Origin of the sequence: Pseudomonas sp. Leaf58, from assembly GCF_003627215.1 — a bacterium.
Lineage (GTDB): Bacteria > Pseudomonadota > Gammaproteobacteria > Pseudomonadales > Pseudomonadaceae > Aquipseudomonas.
On the sequence record NZ_CP032677.1, the window covers coordinates 4,455,570 to 4,471,810 of the forward strand.

16 protein-coding genes are annotated in these 16,241 nt (G+C 62.2%); 4 read left to right on the forward strand and 12 right to left on the reverse strand.

Annotated elements, in window-relative coordinates:
• Positions 1–4 precede the first annotated feature (4 nt).
• From cysN to DV532_RS20765, 3 genes are all read right to left on the reverse strand, one after another.
• On the reverse strand, positions 5–1,906 hold the full coding sequence (gene cysN / locus DV532_RS20755) for a sulfate adenylyltransferase subunit CysN (protein ID WP_056801779.1): 1,902 nt from the start codon (positions 1,904–1,906) through the stop codon (positions 5–7).
• Between the two features lie 15 nt (positions 1,907–1,921).
• Positions 1,922–2,839, reverse strand: coding sequence for a sulfate adenylyltransferase subunit CysD (gene cysD / locus DV532_RS20760; protein WP_056801777.1), 918 nt, complete (start codon positions 2,837–2,839; stop codon positions 1,922–1,924).
• A gap of 238 nt (positions 2,840–3,077) precedes the next feature.
• Complete coding sequence (locus tag DV532_RS20765) at positions 3,078–3,836, reverse strand: Nif3-like dinuclear metal center hexameric protein (protein ID WP_056801776.1); 759 nt, start codon at positions 3,834–3,836, stop codon at positions 3,078–3,080.
• A 167-nt stretch (positions 3,837–4,003) separates the two neighbouring features.
• Here DV532_RS20765 and algW point away from each other — a divergent pair, with 167 nt between their 5' ends.
• The gene (gene algW, locus DV532_RS20770; RefSeq protein ID WP_056801774.1) at positions 4,004–5,164 is read left to right on the forward strand and encodes a Do family serine endopeptidase AlgW; all 1,161 of its coding nucleotides are present in this window, start codon (positions 4,004–4,006) and stop codon (positions 5,162–5,164) included.
• 41 nt (positions 5,165–5,205) lie between these two features.
• Here the strand turns inward: algW and DV532_RS20775 are convergent, their stop codons facing one another.
• From DV532_RS20775 to DV532_RS20790, 4 genes are all read right to left on the reverse strand, one after another.
• Complete coding sequence (locus tag DV532_RS20775; RefSeq protein WP_033702861.1) at positions 5,206–5,970, reverse strand: amino acid ABC transporter ATP-binding protein; 765 nt, start codon at positions 5,968–5,970, stop codon at positions 5,206–5,208.
• A 10-nt stretch (positions 5,971–5,980) separates the two neighbouring features.
• Complete coding sequence (locus tag DV532_RS20780; protein ID WP_056801771.1) at positions 5,981–7,078, reverse strand: amino acid ABC transporter permease; 1,098 nt, start codon at positions 7,076–7,078, stop codon at positions 5,981–5,983.
• A 10-nt stretch (positions 7,079–7,088) separates the two neighbouring features.
• Positions 7,089–8,267 (reverse strand): amino acid ABC transporter permease, encoded by a 1,179-nt coding sequence (locus DV532_RS20785; protein ID WP_056801769.1) that lies wholly within the window; start codon positions 8,265–8,267, stop codon positions 7,089–7,091.
• A 67-nt stretch (positions 8,268–8,334) separates the two neighbouring features.
• Positions 8,335–9,363 carry an amino acid ABC transporter substrate-binding protein gene (locus tag DV532_RS20790; RefSeq protein ID WP_056801767.1) on the reverse strand — a complete coding sequence of 343 codons (1,029 nt, stop codon included), beginning with the start codon at positions 9,361–9,363 and terminating at the stop codon, positions 8,335–8,337.
• Between the two features lie 331 nt (positions 9,364–9,694).
• Between DV532_RS20790 and DV532_RS20795 the strand changes: the two genes are divergently transcribed.
• Together DV532_RS20795 and rhlB are read left to right on the forward strand one after the other, a co-directional pair.
• Complete coding sequence (locus DV532_RS20795; protein WP_056801765.1) at positions 9,695–10,351, forward strand: alpha/beta hydrolase; 657 nt, start codon at positions 9,695–9,697, stop codon at positions 10,349–10,351.
• Positions 10,352–10,452: 101 nt separating this feature from the next.
• Positions 10,453–11,910, forward strand: coding sequence for an ATP-dependent RNA helicase RhlB (rhlB, locus tag DV532_RS20800; RefSeq protein ID WP_056801763.1), 1,458 nt, complete (start codon positions 10,453–10,455; stop codon positions 11,908–11,910).
• Positions 11,911–12,019: 109 nt separating this feature from the next.
• Here the strand turns inward: rhlB and moaE are convergent, their stop codons facing one another.
• From moaE to DV532_RS20820, 4 genes are all read right to left on the reverse strand, one after another.
• On the reverse strand, positions 12,020–12,466 hold the full coding sequence (gene moaE, locus DV532_RS20805) for a molybdopterin synthase catalytic subunit MoaE (protein ID WP_056801761.1): 447 nt from the start codon (positions 12,464–12,466) through the stop codon (positions 12,020–12,022).
• A gap of 2 nt (positions 12,467–12,468) precedes the next feature.
• Positions 12,469–12,714, reverse strand: coding sequence for a molybdopterin converting factor subunit 1 (gene moaD / locus DV532_RS20810; RefSeq protein ID WP_056801760.1), 246 nt, complete (start codon positions 12,712–12,714; stop codon positions 12,469–12,471).
• On the reverse strand, positions 12,714–13,184 hold the full coding sequence (gene moaC / locus DV532_RS20815; protein WP_003251775.1) for a cyclic pyranopterin monophosphate synthase MoaC: 471 nt from the start codon (positions 13,182–13,184) through the stop codon (positions 12,714–12,716). Before moaC ends, moaD begins: the two co-directional genes overlap by 1 nt.
• 116 nt (positions 13,185–13,300) lie before the next feature.
• Entirely contained in the window at positions 13,301–14,695 is a 1,395-nt protein-coding gene (locus DV532_RS20820) for a PhoH family protein (RefSeq protein ID WP_056801758.1), read from the reverse strand.
• On the opposite strand from DV532_RS20820, the gene DV532_RS30445 reads away from it, so the two are divergent.
• The gene (locus DV532_RS30445; protein ID WP_156675993.1) at positions 14,684–14,989 is read left to right on the forward strand and encodes a hypothetical protein; all 306 of its coding nucleotides are present in this window, start codon (positions 14,684–14,686) and stop codon (positions 14,987–14,989) included. The genes DV532_RS20820 and DV532_RS30445 overlap by 12 nt on opposite strands.
• On the opposite strand, the gene DV532_RS20825 is transcribed toward DV532_RS30445, so the two are convergent.
• Positions 14,977–16,104 (reverse strand): polysaccharide deacetylase family protein, encoded by a 1,128-nt coding sequence (locus DV532_RS20825; RefSeq protein WP_056801756.1) that lies wholly within the window; start codon positions 16,102–16,104, stop codon positions 14,977–14,979. The two genes, DV532_RS30445 and DV532_RS20825, sit on opposite strands and share 13 nt — an antisense overlap.
• Positions 16,105–16,241: the final 137 nt, after the last annotated feature.

Consider the following 16,241-nt stretch of genomic DNA (forward strand, 5'->3'; position numbering starts at 1 on the left):
GCGCTTAAATTGCGCCACGCTGGCGCAGCACATCCAGCACCTGTTTCACGCCCTCGTCCACGCTGGTGGCCTGGGTGTCGATCACCAGGTCAGCGTCCAGCGGCACATCGTACGGGAAGCTTTCGCCCGGGATGTTGTCGCCACCGGCGGCGTACAGGCCCTGCGGGTCACGTTCGCGGCAGGCCAGCGGCGAGGCCTGGACGTAAACAGTCACCAGGCGCTCCTTGCCGATCAACGCCTTGGCCTGTTCACGGCCTTCGGCATCCGGGGCGACGAACGCGGCCAGGGTCAGCATGCCAGCTTCGTTGAATTGGCGCGCCACATGGGCGGCGCGGCGCCAGTTCTCGGTGCGGCCGACACGGTCCTGTGGCAGGCCCTTGTTCAGGTCGTGGCGCAGGTTCTGGCCGTCGAGCACGTACACCGCACGGCCCATGTCGAACAGCTTGCGCTCCACGGCGTAGGCCAGGGTGCTCTTGCCAGCGCCGGACAGGCCGCTGAACAGCACGGTGGCCGGCTGCTGGCCGAAGCGCAGGGCGCGCTCTTCGGTGGACACGTGGGCCTGCTTGCCATGCTGGCCGGTGCTGCCATGCGGCAGTACTGGCGGGGCGATGATCATGCCGGCGCCAACGGTGCCGTTGGTCAGGCGGTCGATGACGATGAACGCACCGGTGGTGCGGTTGCTGTCGTAACCGTCCAGGGCGATCGAGGTGTCCAGGGCCACCTTGACACGGCCAATCTCGTTCAGCTGCAGTGCGCTGGCAGCGCCCTGCTCCAAGGTGTTCACATCGACCTTGTGGGTGATGCTGGCAATCGAGCCTGGCACGTAGCTGGTGGCGCGCTTGATGTCGTATTTCTTGCCCGGGAGCATCGGCTCCTCGGCCATCCACACCAGCATGGCGTCGAACTGGTCGGTCACCGGTGGAACGTTGTCGGCGTGTACCAGCAGGTCGCCACGGGAGATGTCGATTTCGTCTTCCATGGTCAGGGTCACGGCCTGGCCTGGGCCGGCGTTTTCCAGCTCACCTTCGTAGGTGACGATGGACTTGACCCGGCTGCTCTTGCCCGACGGCAATACGACAATTTCGTCGCCCTTGTGCACCACGCCGCTGGCGATGGTACCGGCGAAGCCGCGGAAGTTCAGGTTCGGGCGGTTGACGTACTGCACCGGGAAACGCAAGTCGGTGAAGTTGCGGTCTGCCGAAACCTCGACGGTTTCGAGGATTTCCATCAGCGTCGGGCCGGCGTACCACGGCGACTGCTCGCTGTGGTTCACCACGTTGTCACCCTTGAGCGCCGACATTGGCACGAATTGCAGGCTGCTCGGCCTCAGGTTGATGGCTTCGGCAAACTTCAGGTAGTCGGCCTTGATCGACTCGAAGACGCCCTCATCGAAGCCCTTCAGGTCCATCTTGTTGACCGCGACCACGATGTGCTTGATGCCCAGCAGCGAGGCAATGTAGCTGTGGCGGCGGGTCTGGGTCTGCACGCCGTAGCGGGCATCGACCAGGATGATCGCCAGGTCGCAGGTGGACGCGCCGGTGGCCATGTTGCGGGTGTACTGCTCGTGGCCCGGGGTGTCGGCAATAATGAACTTGCGCTTGGCGGTGGAGAAGTAGCGGTAGGCGACATCGATGGTGATGCCCTGCTCGCGCTCGGCCTGCAGGCCGTCTACCAGCAACGCCAGGTCGACTTCTTCGCCAGTGGTGCCGACTTTCTTGGAATCACGGGTGATGGCTTCGAGGTGGTCCTCGTAGATCATCTTCGAGTCGTGCAGCAGGCGCCCGATCAGGGTGCTCTTGCCATCGTCGACGTTGCCGCAGGTCAGAAAGCGCAGCAGTTCCTTGCGCTCGTGCTGGGCCAGGTAGGCGAGGATGTCCTCGCTGATCAGATCAGATTGGTGCGACATGGAGTAACCCTGAAATTAGAAGTAGCCTTGGCGTTTCTTGTCTTCCATGGAACCGGCGCCATCGTGGTCGATGACACGGCCCTGGCGTTCGGACGTACGGGTCAGGAGCATTTCCTGAATGATGTCCGTCAGGGTCTCGGCTTCCGACTCGACAGCGCCCGTCAGCGGGTAGCAGCCGAGGGTACGGAAACGCACCTTCTTCTTGACGATGCGGGCTTTCTCTTCATCGCTGAGATGCTCGAGGATGCGCTCGTCGTCGATCATGATCAGGGTGCCGTTCTTCTCGATGACTTCACGCTCGGCGGCGAAGTACAGCGGCACGATCGGGATGCCTTCGAGGTAGATGTACTGCCAGATGTCCAGCTCGGTCCAGTTGGACAGCGGGAACACGCGGATCGACTCGCCCTTGTTGACCTTGCCGTTGTACACATTCCACAGCTCGGGGCGCTGGTTCTTCGGGTCCCAGCGGTGCTTGCTGTCACGGAACGAATACACACGCTCCTTGGCCCGCGACTTCTCTTCGTCGCGGCGCGCGCCACCGAAGGCGGCGTCGAAACCATGCTTGTCCAGCGCCTGCTTCAGGCCCTGGGTCTTCATGATGTCGGTGTGCTTGGAGCTGCCATGGGTGAACGGGTTGATGCCCTGCGCCACACCCTCTGGGTTGACGTGGGTGATCAGCTCCAGGCCCATTTCCTCGACCATCTTGTCGCGGAAGCTGTACATCTCCTGGAATTTCCACTGGGTGTCGACGTGCATCACCGGGAACGGCAGCTTGCCCGGGAAGAAGGCCTTGCGCGCCAGGTGCAGCATCACGGCGGAATCCTTGCCGATCGAGTACAGCATCACCGGGTTATCGAACTCGGCGGCCACCTCGCGGATGATGTGGATGCTTTCCGCCTCCAGCTGTTTCAAGTGCGTCAGTTTGTCGACCATGGCTACTCACGAAAAACGATCTTATGGACGGCCTGCGGGCCGTGTTCGAGCGAGCCACTTTATCACAGCGGTAGCTTCTATTTAGGAGGCGGGCTAGATCGAAAAAGTCTAACGATATGACTGGGGGTTTGGGCTGGCAGGCCCGGCCCTTTCGCGGGTAAACCCGCTCCTACAGATACGGCGCAGGCCTGGGGCCGGCGTGGGAGCGGGCGCGCCCGCGAAGCAGGCGACGCCGAGCTCAAATCGGGTTCGGGCAATCGATGAACAGGTGCTCCACAGCAAACCGCCGCGCCAGGTAATCGCCCAGCGCCTGCACCCCATAGCGCTCGGTGGCATGGTGCCCGGCAGCAATGAAACTGACGCCAGTTTCGCGCGCGCTGTGATAGGTCTGCTCGGACGCCTCACCGGTCAGGTACAGGTCCACCCCCGCGGCAATCGCGGTGTCGATGTAGCCCTGCCCGCCGCCGGTGCACCAGCCCACCCGGCGGATCATCTGGTCGCCTTCCACCAGCAACGGCTCACGCCCCAGCACCTCCTGCACCCGCCGGGCAAAATCGCGCGCAGTCATCGGCTCGGCCAGCGAGCCGACCAGCCCGACCACCTTGGGGTTCTCCGGGTCCAGCGGCCCTTCGACGGTGATATCCAGCTGCCGCGCCAGTTGCACGTTGTTACCCACCTCCGGGTGCACGTCCAGCGGTAGGTGGAACGCCAGCAGGCTGATGTCGTTGTTCAGCAACGTCTTCAGGCGACGCTGGCGAATGCCGGTGATGCACGGGTCCTCCCCCTTCCAGAAGTAACCATGGTGCACCAGCACCAGGTCGGCTTCGGCCTCGACCGCCGCATCCAGCAATGCCTGGCTGGCGGTAACGCCGCTGACAATGCGGCTGACCTGCGGCCGGCCTTCGACCTGCAGGCCATTGGGGCAATAATCCTGGATCTTCGCGCTGCCCAGGTAACGTTCGGCTTCCTCGACCAGGGTGTTTAGAGCGACGGCCATGAAAATCTCCTCGAAACTGCGCTTTTCTCGGGCACAACGCCAATGGAACGCCCGTATAATGCCGGCCATTATGGGCCGTCGCCGGCACTGGGGGAACCGGTGTATGATCGCGCGCGCTCATGCCCCACCGCGCGGCCACTGGCCCCCGCTCTTTCCAGGATTCGTTCATGTTCAAGGCTTTGCGTTATTTTGGCTGGCCCCTGCTGACTGGGGTATTGATCGCCATGCTGATCATCCAGCGCTTCCCGCAATGGGTCGGCCTGCCCAGCCAGGACGTCAACCTGCAACAAGCGCCACAGACCACACAGATCATGCAGGGCCCGGTGTCCTACGCCGACGCCGTGACCCTGGCCGCCCCGGCGGTGGTCAACCTGTACACCACCAAGGTGGTGAACAAGAGCGCGCACCCACTGTTCGAAGACCCGCAGTTCCGCCGTTTCTTCGGCGACAACCTGCCCAAGCAGCGCCGCTGGGAGTCGAGCCTGGGCTCGGCGGTAATCATGAGCCCCGAGGGCTACCTGCTGACCAACAACCACGTCACCAGCGGTGCCGACCAGATCGTCGTGGCCCTGAAAGATGGCCGCGAGACCCTGGCCCGGGTCATCGGCAGCGACCCAGAAACCGACCTGGCGGTGCTGAAGATCGACTTGAAGAGCCTGCCGGCGATCACCATCGGCCGCTCCGACACCATTCACATCGGCGACGTGTCACTGGCCATCGGCAACCCGTTCGGGGTTGGCCAGACCGTGACCATGGGCATCATCAGCGCCACTGGCCGCAACCAGCTGGGCCTGAACAACTACGAAGACTTCATCCAGACCGACGCGGCGATCAACCCGGGCAACTCCGGCGGTGCGCTGGTGGATGCCAACGGCAACCTGGTCGGCATCAACACGGCGATCTTCTCCAAGTCGGGCGGTTCGCAGGGCATCGGCTTCGCTATCCCGGTAAAACTGGCGCTGGAGGTGATGAAGTCGATCATCGAGCACGGCCAGGTGATCCGCGGCTGGCTGGGCATCGAAGTGCAACCATTGAGCCAGGAACTGGCCGAATCGTTCGGCATGAAAGACCGCCCAGGCATCGTGGTGGCCGGTATCTTCCGCGAGGGGCCAGCGGCCAAGGCTGGCCTGCAACTGGGTGACGTGATCCTGAGCATCAACGGCGAACCGGCCGGTGACGGGCGCAAGTCGATGAACCAGGTGGCGCGGATCAAGCCCAACGAGAAGATCAGCATCGAAGTGATGCGCAACGGGCAGCAGTTGAAGCTGGTTGCCGAGGTGGGGCTGCGACCACCACCGGCACCGGCAGTGGCCAAAGAAGAGAAGTAACGCTTCGACCGGTTTGGGGCCGCTTTGCGGCCCCAACAGCATTAATGCAGGATCTGGCTCAAGAACAACTTGGTCCGGTCACTGCGCGGTCGGTCGAAGAACTCATCCGGCGCCGCCTGCTCCACAATCTCCCCTTTGTCCATGAAGATCACCCGGTTCGCCACGGTGCGGGCAAAGCCCATCTCGTGGGTCACGCAGAGCATGGTCATGCCGTCCTCGGCCAGGCCCACCATGGTATCGAGCACTTCCTTGACCATTTCCGGGTCCAGCGCCGAGGTCGGTTCGTCGAACAGCATGATCTTCGGCTTCATGCACAGCGCCCGGGCAATCGCCACCCGCTGCTGCTGGCCGCCAGACAACTGCCCCGGGTACTTGTGCGCCTGCTCCGGAATGCGCACCCGCTCCAGGTAGTGCATGGCAATTTCCTCGGCCTTGCGCCGTGGCATCTTGCGCACCCACATCGGCGCCAGGGTGCAGTTCTCCAGAATGCTCAGGTGCGGGAACAGGTTGAAGTGCTGAAACACCATGCCCACCTCACGGCGGATAGCCTCGATCTGCTTGAGGTCGTTGGTCAGCTCAACACCATCGACCACGATGCGCCCCTGCTGGTGCTCTTCCAGGCGATTGAGGCAGCGGATGGTGGTGGACTTACCCGAACCGGACGGCCCGCACAGCACGATACGCTCGCCTTGGCGTACGTTGAGGTTGATGTCCTTGAGCACATGGAACTGGCCGTACCACTTGTTCACGCCCTGCATCTGGATGATGCCTTCGGGGCCGGCAGGCTGCTTGATCGCTTCACTCATTTCGAAACTCCTAACGCTTGTGGCCAGTGTCCAGCTTGCGCTCCAGGTGCATGGAGTAGCGGGACATACCGAAACAGAAAATCCAGAACACCAGGGCGGCGAACACGTAGCCCTCGGTGGCCATGCCCAGCCAGGCCGGGTCGGCGGCGGCTTGCTTGACGCTGTTCAGCAGGTCGAACAGGCCGATGATGATCACCAGGCTGGTGTCCTTGAACAGGGCAATGAAGGTGTTGACGATGCCGGGGATCACCAGCTTGAGCGCCTGCGGCAGGATTACCAGGCCCATCGCCCGCCAGTAGCCCAGGCCCATGGCGGCGGCTGCTTCGTACTGGCCCTTGGGGATGGCCTGCAAGCCGCCGCGTACCACCTCGGCGATGTACGCCGACTGGAACAGGATCACGCCGATCATCGCCCGCAGCAGCTTGTCGAAGCTCATGCCTTCGGGCAGGAACAACGGCAGCATCACCGATGACATGAACAGCACGGTGATCAACGGCACGCCGCGCCAGAACTCGATGAAGGTCACGCACACCACCTTCACCGCCGGCATCCTCGAACGCCGGCCCAGGGCCAGCAGGATGCCCAGTGGCAAGGCGCCGACGATACCTACGGTGGCGATCACCAGGGTCAGCATCAGCCCGCCCCATTGGCTGGTCGCTACGTTTTCCAGCCCCAGCACGCCGCCATGCAGCAGGGTGTAGGCCAGGATCGGGTACAGCACCAGGAAGCCCAAGCCGTAGAAGGCCTTGCGCGGGAAACGCTTGATGAACAACGGGGCAGCGCCGAGCACGGCAAGCCACACGGTCAGGTCCACACGCCAACGCAGTTCGGCCGGGTAGTAGCCATACATGAATTGGCCGAAGCGCTGCTGCACGAACACCCAGCAGGCGCCCTCCTTGGTACAGTCGGCGCGGGTAGTGCCGACCCAGTTGGCGTCGATCAACGCCCACTGCAGCAACGGTGGCACGATCAGCCATACCAGGTAGATGGCGAACAGGGTCAGCAGCGTGTTTAGCCAGCTGGAAAACAGATTGGCACGCATCCATGCGAGCACGCCGACGGTTTTCACCGGTGGCGGCATGTCGGGTTTGAAAACATGGGCATTCACGGGCGTATCCTCACCGCTCGATCAGCGCAATGCGCTTGTTGTACCAGTTCATCAGCAGCGAAATGCTGATGCTGATGGCGAGATAGACACTCATGGTGATGGCAATCACCTCGATGGCCTGGCCGGTCTGATTCAGCACGGTACCGGCGAACAGCGAGACCATCTCTGGGTAGCCGATACCGGCCGCCAGCGACGAGTTCTTCGCCAGGTTCAGGTATTGGCTGGTCAGCGGCGGAATGATCACCCGCAGTGCCTGGGGGATGATCACCTTGCGCAGGGTCGGGCCCTCGCGCAGGCCGAGCGAGCGTGCGGCCTCGGTCTGGCCGTGGCTGACCGAACGAATACCGGAACGCACAATCTCGGCGATGAACGCCGCGGTATAGATGGTCAAGGCCAAGGTCAGCGCCAGCAGCTCAGGGATCAGCACCCAGCCACCGACGAAGTTGAATCCTTTCAATTGCGGCACTTCCCAGGTTACCGGGCTGCCGAACAACAGCACGCTCAGGCCTGGGATAGCGAGCAACAGCGCCAGCCCCACCCAGAACTTGTGGAACGGTGCGCCGGTCTCGTCGAAGCGCTTGTTGGCATAGCGCACCATCAGCGCAATGGCGGCAATGGCCACCGCCAGGGCGATGACAAACGGCCAGAAGCCGTCGGCCATGGACGCGCCGGGCATGTTCAGGCCACGGTTGCTGATGAAGAAGGTATCGTCGATATTGATGCTGCCCCGCGGTCCCGGCAGGGTCAGGAATACCGCGAAGTACCAGAACAGAATCTGCAACAACGGCGGGATGTTGCGGAAGGTTTCCACATACACGGTCGCCAACTTGTTGATCATCCAGTTCGGCGACAACCGCGCCACACCGATGATGAAGCCAAGGATGGTTGCCAGCACCACACCAATGAACGTCACCAGCAAGGTATTGAGCAGGCCGATAACGAACACCCGCGCATAGCTGTCGGATTCCACATAAGGGATCAGGTGCTGGGCGATGCCGAAGCCGGCGCTGCGGTCGAGGAAGTCGAAGCCCGAGGTGATGCCCCGGTGTTGCAGGTTGGTTTGCGTGTTATGGAACAGATACCAGCCCAGACCAACCACGAAGGCTATCGTGAGGATCTGGAACAGCCACGCGCGCGCACGTGGATCGCTCAGGGATAACCCCTTTTGTGCGCCGATTCGATTTTGCATGAAGTGCCCCGGAAAGTAGGGTTCCGAACAGCCTGCGGCGGCGGGATGCCGCCGCAGGGTGCAACCATCAGCGCACAGGTGGCGCGTACTGGATGCCGCCGTTGTTCCACAGGGCGTTCATGCCACGGTCGATCTTCAGGTCGGTGTTCTGGCCCAGGTTCTTCTCGAACACTTCGCCGTAGTTGCCGACTTGCTTGACGATCTGTACTACCCAGTCTTTGGGCAGTTTGAGGTCCTTGCCGTATTCGCCGTCCGCACCCAGCAGGCGGGCGACATCCGGGTTTTTGGTGGCCTTGGCTTCAGCCTCGACATTCTTCGAGGTGATACCTGCCTCTTCGGCGTTGAGCATGGCGAACAGGGTCCACTTGACGATGCTGAACCACTCTTCGTCGCCTTTACGCACCACCGGGCCTAGCGGTTCCTTGGAAATGGTTTCCGGCAGCACCACGTAGTCAGTCGGCGCGGCCAGCTTGGAACGCTGGGCGAACAGCTGCGACTTGTCCGAGGTCAGCACGTCGCAACGGCCGGATTCCAGCGATTTGGCGCTTTCGTCGGAGGTGTCGAAGGTGATTGGGGTGTACTTCAGGCCGTTGGCGCGGAAAAAGTCCGACACGTTCAGCTCAGTGGTGGTACCGGCCTGGATGCAGATGGTGGCGCCATCGAGTTCCTTGGCGCTGGAAACACCCAGCTTCTTGTTGACCAGGAAGCCGACGCCGTCGTAGTAGGTAACACCAGCGAACACCAGGCCCATGCCAGCATCACGCGAGCTGGTCCATGTGGTGTTGCGCGACAGCACGTCGACTTCACCCGACTGCAGGGCGGTAAAGCGTTCTTTGGCGTTGAGCTGGCTGAACTTAACCTTGCTGGCGTCGCCGAACACGGCGGCGGCCACGGCGCGGCAGACATCGGCGTCGATACCGACGATCTTGCCCTGCGCATCAGGTACCGAGAAGCCTGGAAGACCGTCGCTCACGCCACACTGGACGAAGCCCTTGCTTTTTACCGCATCGAGGGTGGCGCCGGCCTGGGCAGTGCTAACGGCGCCCAGTGCGGCGGCAGCGGTCAGGGCTGCCAGGGTGGTTTTCAACATCTTCATTCACAACCTCCAAATCGCTCTTGTTGTATCGAGCCGGAATTGCACCGCACCCTTTTGAGGCATGTCCGACCCGTGTTGGCTTGTTATTGGGTCAATGGCGCAATGGACTGTTCTGTGACAGCCTTCGCGTGTAAAGGGTGTTACCGTCACGGCCTGCCCTTTGCATCGCAGATTGAATTGCAAAGCGCGTACCAGATTGTTTGGCTGTAGCGTTTAAGCGCTCGTCAAGTAGGGAAAGTTGTATCGTTGCGACATTCTTTTTCCGACAATCATTTCTCGCGCCTTCTTTTTACGCACGCCATAACAAGGCCCGCACACTTTCGGAGCAGTCATGACCCATCCGCTGATTCTCGAACCGCAGAAAACCGCAGACGCTTGTGTGATCTGGTTGCACGGCCTGGGTGCCGACCGTTACGACTTCCTACCGGTCGCCGAATTCATGCAGGAGCGGCTGCTCAGTACCCGGTTCATCATGCCGCAGGCCCCCACTCGCCCGGTGACCATCAACGGCGGCTACGCCATGCCCAGCTGGTATGACATCAAGGCCATGACCCCGGCCCGCGCCATCGACGAAGCGCAGCTGGAAGAATCGGCCGACCAGGTCATCGCACTGATAAAGGCCGAGCAGGCCAAGGGCATCAATCTGTCGCGCATCATCCTTGCCGGTTTCTCCCAGGGCGGCGCGGTGGTGCTGCACACTGCCTATATAAAGTGGCAAGAAGCGCTGGGCGGGGTGATTGCCCTGTCTACCTATGCCCCCACCTTCAACGATCAACAGGAGTTGAGCGCCTGCCAGCAACGCACCCCGGCGCTGTGCCTGCATGGCGTGCACGACCCGGTCGTGATCCCGTCCATGGGCCGCACCGCCTTCGAATACCTGAACACCTGGGGTGTCGCCGCCCGCTGGCACGAATACCCGATGGAACACGAAGTGGTGGTCGAAGAGCTCAGCGACATCCACGACTGGCTGGCCAGGCAACTGCAATAAGCCGAAGCCACCTGTAGCTGTGAGGCTATTCCACTACGCCGCGCCCGAATCTTGCATTACACTGCCCGGCGTACATTCCTTAACCAGTTGATGAGACGATCGTGCTCAAGGCACTCAAGAAAATATTCGGCAAGGGAGACGCCGCGCCACAGGCCGTCGCTCCTGCTGCCAGCGTGACGCCAGCCGCGCCCGCCCCCGAGGCCCAGCCTGCACCAGTACCCTCGGCCCCGCGCGCCAACCCCACCCCCGAGGCGGAACCGCCAGTCGCCGCTACCCCAGCCGCCGAAAAACCGGCCAAGGACAAACCGCGTCGCGAGCGCAAGCCCAAGCCGCAGGCCAGCCTGTGGAAGCCGGAAGACTTCGTGGTCGAGCCGCAGGAAGGCAAGACACGCTTCCACGACTTCAAGCTGTCCAACGAGCTGATGCACGCCATCCACGACCTCGGCTTCCCGTACTGCACGCCAATCCAGGCACAGGTGCTGGGCTACACCCTGCGTGGCCAGGACGCCATCGGCCGGGCCCAGACCGGTACCGGCAAAACCGCAGCGTTCCTGGTCTCGATCATTTCCCAGCTGCAGCAGACGCCAGCGCCCAAGGAACGTTACATGGGCGAACCGCGCGCGCTGATCATCGCGCCCACCCGCGAGCTGGTGGTGCAAATCGCCAATGACGCCATCGCCCTGACCAAGTACACCGGCCTGAACGTCATGAGCTTTGTCGGCGGCATGGACTTCGACAAGCAGCTCAAGGCCCTGGAAGCTCGCCATTGCGACATCCTGGTGGCCACCCCGGGCCGCCTGCTGGACTTCAACCAGCGCGGCGAAGTGCACCTGGACATGGTCGAGGTAATGGTGCTGGACGAAGCCGACCGCATGCTCGACATGGGCTTTATCCCCCAAGTTCGCCAGATTATTCGCCAGACGCCACCGAAAAGTGAGCGCCAGACCTTGCTGTTCTCGGCCACCTTCACCGAAGACGTGATGAACCTGGCCAAGCAATGGACCACCAACCCGGCCATCGTCGAGATCGAGCCGGAGAACGTGGCCAGCGAAACGGTGGAACAGCACGTGTATGCGGTGGCCGGCAGCGACAAGTACAAGCTGCTGTACAACCTGGTCACCCAAAACAAGTGGGAACGGGTGATGGTGTTTGCCAACCGCAAGGACGAAGTGCGGCGCATCGAAGAAAAACTCGTACGCGACGGCATCAACGCCGCGCAGTTGTCGGGCGACGTGCCGCAGCACAAGCGTATTCGTACCCTGGAAAGCTTCCGCGAAGGGCGCATCACTGTGCTGGTGGCCACCGACGTGGCTGGGCGCGGGATCCATATCGATGGTATCAGCCACGTGATCAACTTCACCCTGCCGGAAGACCCGGATGACTACGTGCACCGCATTGGCCGCACCGGCCGTGCCGGGAGCAGTGGTGTATCGATCAGCTTTGCCGGTGAGGATGACTCGTACCAGCTACCAGCAATCGAGACGCTGCTGGGGCGCAAGATCAAGTGCGAGATGCCACCGGATGAGCTGCTCAAGCCGGTGCCGCGCAAGCACCATTAACCTGAGCCGGCCTCTTCGCGGGTAAACCCGCTCCTACAAAACCTGTGCAGTTCTGTAGGAGCGGGTTCACCCCCGAACCGGGGCAAAGCCCCGGCCATCCAACAAATATCTACCAGCGCTCAGCAGCATCCTGGTCACTTTGCTTGCCCTCCACCCACCGCGGCCCTTGCTGGGTATTCTCCTTCTTCCAGAACGGTGCCCGGGTCTTCAGGTAGTCCATGATGAAGTTGCAGGCCTCGAACGCCGCCTGCCGGTGGGCACTGGCCACGCCAACGAACACGATCGGCTCGCCCGGCTCCAGCGCACCGATGCGGTGCAGCACCTCTACCTTGAGCAACGGCCAGCGCTGCTCGGCCTCGACTACGATCTTGGCCAAGGCCTTTTCGGTCATGCCCGGATAGTGCTCGAGGAACATCCCCGCCACCTCGCAGCCATCATTGAAATCCCGCACATAGCCAACAAAGCCGACCACCGCGCCCACACCAACATTGGCCGCATGCATGGCATTGGTCTCGGCCCCCGGGTCGAACGCGCCTTCCTGTACTCGCACAGCCATGTTCAACCTCCAGTCACCGGCGGGAAGAACGCCACTTCATCGCCCTCTTCCAGCGGTTCATCAAGCTTGCACAGCTCTTCGTTGCGCGCACACATCAGGTTCTGCTCGGCCAGCAACTCATATGGCCCGCCCTTGGCGACCAGTGCCTGGCGCACATCGTCGAGCACCGTGAAGGCGCCTTCCACACGTTCGGCATCCACCCCGAGCAACTCGCGGTAACGGGCGAAGTACATCACCTTGACCTTCATCACGCCTCCACCTTGTAGTGGCCGCTCTTGCCGCCGAGTTTTTCCAGCAGGCGCACCTGCTCGATGACCATGCCCTTGTCCACGGCCTTGCACATGTCGTAGATCGTCAACGCGGCGACGCTGGCGGCGGTCAGTGCCTCCATCTCCACGCCGGTCTGCCCGGCCAGCTTGCAGCGGGCAACGATGCGCACGGCGTCCTGCCCCTCGGCGCTGAGTTCGACCTTGACGCTGGTTAGCATCAGCGGGTGGCACAGCGGGATCAGGTCGCTGGTCTTTTTCGCCGCCTGGATCCCGGCAATGCGCGCCACGGCGAACACGTCGCCCTTGGGGTGTTCACCGTCGACGATCATCTGCAAGGTCTGCGGCAACATGCGCACCCGCGCTTCGGCGGTGGCCTCGCGCTCGGTCACGGCCTTTTCAGTGACGTCGACCATGTTGGCGCGCCCCTGGGAATCAAGATGTGTCAGCACTGCTCTGCTCCTGTGAAGGGAACTGGCAGTGTAAACCTGTGGGTCAGGTTTGAGCAGAGGGCTGCGTCAACTGGCCCGCGAAGAAGCCGGGCAGTGATCTGCCCGGCTGCATGAAGTTACAGATGCGACTCGGCGTACTCGGCCAGCACCGAGCGGGGCACGCCCTGCAGGGTGATGTGCACGCCATGGGGGAAGTCCTTGAAGCGCTCGGTCAGGTAGGTCAGGCCCGAGCTGGTCGCGGACAGGTAGGGGGTGTCGATCTGCGCCAGGTTGCCCAGGCAGACCACCTTTGAACCCGAGCCGGCACGGGTGATGATGGTTTTTATCTGGTGCGGCGTCAGGTTCTGGCACTCGTCGATCAGGATCAGGCTTTGCTGGAAGCTACGGCCACGGATGTAGTTCAGCGATTTGAACTGCAGCGGCACGCGTTCGAGGATGTACTCGACGCTGCCATGGGTGCTTTCGTCATCCATATGCAAGGCTTCGAGGTTGTCGGTAATGGCGCCCAGCCACGGCTCCATCTTCTCGGCCTCAGTGCCCGGCAGGAAGCCGATCTCCTGGTCCAGCCCCTGCACACTGCGGGTGGCGATAATGCGCCGGTAGCGTTTGCTGACCATGGTCTGTTCGATGGCTGCGGCCAGGGCCAGGATGGTCTTGCCGGAACCGGCAGCGCCGGTCAGGTTGACCAGGTGAATATCCGGGTCGAGCAGGGCGAACAGCGCCAGGCTCTGGTGGATGTCGCGTGGCTTCAAGCCCCAGGCTTCCTGGTGCAGCAGCGGTTCCTGGTGGAGGTCGAGCAACAGCAGCTCATCGTTGCGAATGCCCTTGATCCAGCCGACGAAACCTTGCTCATCGATGATGAACTCGTTGACATGCACCGCCGGCAAGTTGTCGATCAACTGCACCCGGTGCCAGGTACGGCCACGCTCCTGGCGGGTATCGACCTTGCTCACCCGGTCCCAGAACGACCCGGTGACCGAATGGTAGCCCTTGGACAGCAAGGACACGTCATCGACCAGTTGGTCGGTGCTGTAGTCCTCGGCCGCGATGCCGCAGGCACGTGCCTTCAGGCGCATGTTGATGTCTTTGGTGACCAGCACCACATCCAGGTCGGCGCGCCGCGCCCGTACTTCGAGCAGTTGGTTGATGATGATGTTGTCGTTGAGGTTTTCCGGCAGCAGCTTGTTCGGCTCGTTGCGCGGGGTCATCAGGATGGACAGGAAGCCCTTGGGCCCGCTCTTGCCACGCTGGATCGGCACGCCCTGCTCGACATCGCTGGGCGAGGCGTCACCGAGGGTCTGGTCGATCAACCGAATGGCCTGGCGGCATTCGGCGGCGATGCTTTGTTTACCGGTCTTGAGCTTGTCGAGTTCCTCCAGCACCGTCATCGGGATGGCGACATGGTGCTCCTCGAAGTTGAGCAATGCGTTGGGGTCGTGAATCAGGACGTTGGTATCGAGCACATACAGGATTGGCTTGCTGGAGGTAGGGTTGCGTCCTTGGTCATCCATACTCGGTCACCTTATGTCGAAGCCACACGGCACGGTCTGCTGCGCCGCAAAGTGACTGCCGTGCTCCCCGTATCCGCGTTGCTACGGGCGGAGAGTGAACCTGGCAAGGTGGGTGTGGATGACGCCACCTGTGCTGCAGGAATCGGCTGTCTGGTTTCTTCATACCGCAAAAACCATGACCGGAAAAAGCATTTTTACGACTTTTTGAAGTTTATTTTTCCGATTGACGAAGAGGCCTTGGCGGCAACCCCAGAGGGGACTACAGTCAAAAGTCATACCCTCTATTCGCGATAACCATATTCCCGGCAATTCTCCCAACCCAGCCCGCTTTGTGCGGTATTGCGCAGCAACCATTCCACCGCGGGTTGCGCCTTGGGCAGGCTGTCGTGGAACTGGATCACGCCCTTGCGCCACAGCAGCATCAGCGTCAGTACCCGCTGCGCCGAAGCCTGCGCACTCAGCGCGCCATCATCCTGGGCATCGATGTCCCACAACGACACCCGCATCTGCTGGCTGGCCATGAAGGCCTCGCCATCGGCCCGGCGCTGCCCATAAGGCGGCCGGAACAACGGCACATACTGCTGCGGCAGGTCTGCCTGCACCCGCGCCTGGCTGCGCCGCAGCGAGTCCTGCCACCCGGTCCACTGCGCATGGGAGCGGTACTCCCAGCCCTGGATGCCCACGCACTGCCCCGCATAGAGCTGGCGCAAGGCAGTTGCCGCCCCAGCGTCGCGGCGTTGCTGCAAACGGTTGCCGAGTACGAAAAAGGTGCCTTCAAGTTTTTGCCGGCGCAGGTAAGCGGTCAGCAGGTCGGTGCTGCCGCCGTCCGGCCCGGGCCCACCGACGAAGGTCAGCAAGAACATACGGTCGTTCAGTTCATCTCCGTTGCGCTCGCGCGCAGACAGCCGCTCCACCTCGCTGCTGGTCTGTGGCAACAACGCTGCCTTGCGCAGTTGCTCATCCAGGTAGCGCACATGGAACTGGTGGCTCGGCTCGATCCAGCCGGTATAAAACGTGCCGACATCAGCCACGAACGTGGCCGCTTGAGTGCGCAACTCCGCCATCGATGTAACCGGGTAGCAAAACGACGCATCTTGCTCACAACTGCGCTGCGCCTGTTGATAACCGGCCCACAACCGCTGCCACATGCGCGCTCGCACCAAGCGCACCTTCTGCAGGTTGATCTGCCGCAACCCCAGCCGCGCGGCTAGCGCTGTATCCTCCAACTGCTCACTTTCATGCAGCACCAGGGCGAACGAGAGGATTTCTGCCCGCGAGGCCACATCGAACAGCGCTGGGCTGTCGAGCTGTTCAGGCCACAGGCTGCGGTCCAGGCTGACCGGGGTTGGCGGGGCGGCTTGCACGGCCAGGCTCAGCAGAGCGGCCAGCAAGGCAAAGGCAATGCGCACGGTTGAAGGCTCCGCAACGGCAAAACGCGCACTATAGCGCCTGCACCGGCCATGGTCTGTGACTATCGTCGCCATAGTTTGGACTTGCACCGCCCAGCCCGTAGAATCCCCGGCCAACGATGCCAGGAGCCGACCCG